Source organism: Streptomyces otsuchiensis (genome assembly GCF_004305975.1).
GTDB classification, from domain to species: domain Bacteria; phylum Actinomycetota; class Actinomycetes; order Streptomycetales; family Streptomycetaceae; genus Streptomyces; species Streptomyces otsuchiensis.
Genome location: NZ_BHZI01000483.1, coordinates 1 through 2,011, shown reverse-complemented (window position 1 = coordinate 2,011; position 2,011 = coordinate 1). Strand labels below are relative to the sequence as shown.

General features: G+C 75.7%; 1 protein-coding gene. It reads left to right on the top strand.

All coding sequences use genetic code 11. The features are described 5' to 3' along the window. The first annotated feature begins 212 nt into the window (after positions 1-212). On the top strand, positions 213-1,874 hold the full coding sequence (locus E0D90_RS28190) for a glycosyltransferase family 2 protein (RefSeq protein WP_130800242.1): 1,662 nt from the start codon (positions 213-215) through the stop codon (positions 1,872-1,874). The last annotated feature ends 137 nt before the right edge of the window (positions 1,875-2,011 follow it).

Below are 2,011 nucleotides of genomic sequence, written 5' to 3'. Positions count from 1 at the left end.
CCCCTGCGGCGGGGCGCCCCCACCCCCCACGCACGCCCTGCCGACAATCGCCACGCGGCACAGCTCCGGGACGACGGGCGGCACGGCCCGGCCCACCTCGGGACCGCGCCGCGGCGCACCGCCGGCACCGCCGGCGCCCGCGCGCCCGGCGGTCGCCCCGCCGGTTCCGGCCGACGACTGAGCGCGGCACCGCCGCGGGAGGAAGGTGCCCCATGACGGCCCCCGGGACGCGGATCGATGTGAGCGTCGTCATCGCCGCCTACAACGCGATGCCCTACTTCACCCGTTGCGCCGAGTCGGTGCTCGCCCAGAGCATCGGTCCGGGCCGGATGGAGATGATCGTCGTCGACGACGGGTCGACCGACGGCACCGGCCCGGAGGCCGACCGGCTGGCCGCCGCCCGGCCGGAGCTGGTGCGGGTCTTCCACCAGGCGAACTCCGGCGGCCCGGCCTCGCCGCGGAACGCCGGTATCGGCCACGCCCGGGGCCGCTACCTCTACTTCCTGGACGCGGACGACCGGCTGGGGCCGCAGGCACTGGAGCGACTGGTCGCCCTCGCCGACGAGCAGCGCTCCGACGTGGTGCTGGGAAAGATCGTCGGCGAGAACGGCCGCGGCGCCCCCAGCTCGATGTTCACCGGCGACCAGCCGGTGGCCGACCTCTACACCTCAAGGGTCTACTGGACGCTGGCGGCCGCCAAGCTCTACCGGCGGGAACTGGTCCAGCGGCACGGCCTGCGTTTCGACGAGACCATGGCCACCGGCGAGGACCAGCCCTTCACCGCCATGGCCTACCTCCGCGCCCGCCGGATCTCCGTCCTCGCCAGCTACGACTGCGTGTACGTCCTGCGCAGGGACGACGGCGGCAACACCACCAACCTGGTGAAGGCGGCGGCGCCCCGGGTGCGCATCCTCACCCGGATGATGCCGCTCGTCGGCCGCCACACCACGCCCGGGCCCGGCCGGGACCATCTGATGCACCGCCATGTGAGCGTCGAACTCCCCCGGGCGCTGATGCTCATCGAGCGCGAGCGGGACCGTGAGGCGCAGCTGAAGATGCTCTCCGAGCTGACCGACCTCGTGCGCGACTGGCACACCGAGGCTCTGGCGGGGAAGCTGCGCGCGATCGTCCGGCTCCAGTACGAGCTGCTGCGGGCCGGAGACGGCGAACGGCTGCTGACCGTCCTGGAGTACGCGGCGGCACAGCGGCGCCGGACCCCGAAGCCGCCGGGCCTGGCGTCCCCGCTGATGCCGTCGGAGGCCACCGTGGAGCGGGGCCGTGTCCACGCCGGCTACCCCTTCTTCCGCGACACGGAGGCCGACGTGCCCGATTCCGTCTTCGACATCACCGGCGAGATCCCGCGCGGGGCCACGATCACCGAGGTCCGGCTCAACGGAGTGGCGACACGGCTGAAGGGACCGGCGGAGGAGCTGCGCTGGCGCGGCGGACCCACCGCCCCAGGGCGAGCCGGGGCGCCGGAGATCACCGGCACCACCTGGGCGCCCGGGCGCGGCCTGGCCCTGCGGATCACGGGCCGGGCACCCGACGCCCCGGACGGCGCGATGATCCTGGTGCAGGCCACGGACCGGTCGGGCGATCGCCGCGCGGTGCGCGCCCGCCCGGAGGGCGCCGACCGCGCGTTCTCGGTGACGCTGCCCCTGGACGGCGGCGACTGGACGCTCCACACACGCCGGGAGGACGCGGGCCGGATCAGCGAGGCGCCGGTTCCCGGCCGGCCTGGCCTCGGGCCGGTGCGCCGCCTGCGCGGGTTCCGGCCCTGGTACGGACGGGTGCTGGCGGACGGTGGTGGGCTGCGCGTGCGGGTCGGGCCGGTACGGCTGCGGCGCGGAGTGCGCCGCCGAGTGCCCTGGTGACCGCGGTGAGCCCGGGGACGGGGACGGCGTACGCCCCGCCGCCGTTCCGCTCCCGGGCTCGCCCTCCCGCTCCTGGCTCCGGCATCGCTCAGAGGATGTGCCGGGCCCCGGTATCCGGTCCGGCGTCCGGCCCCGCA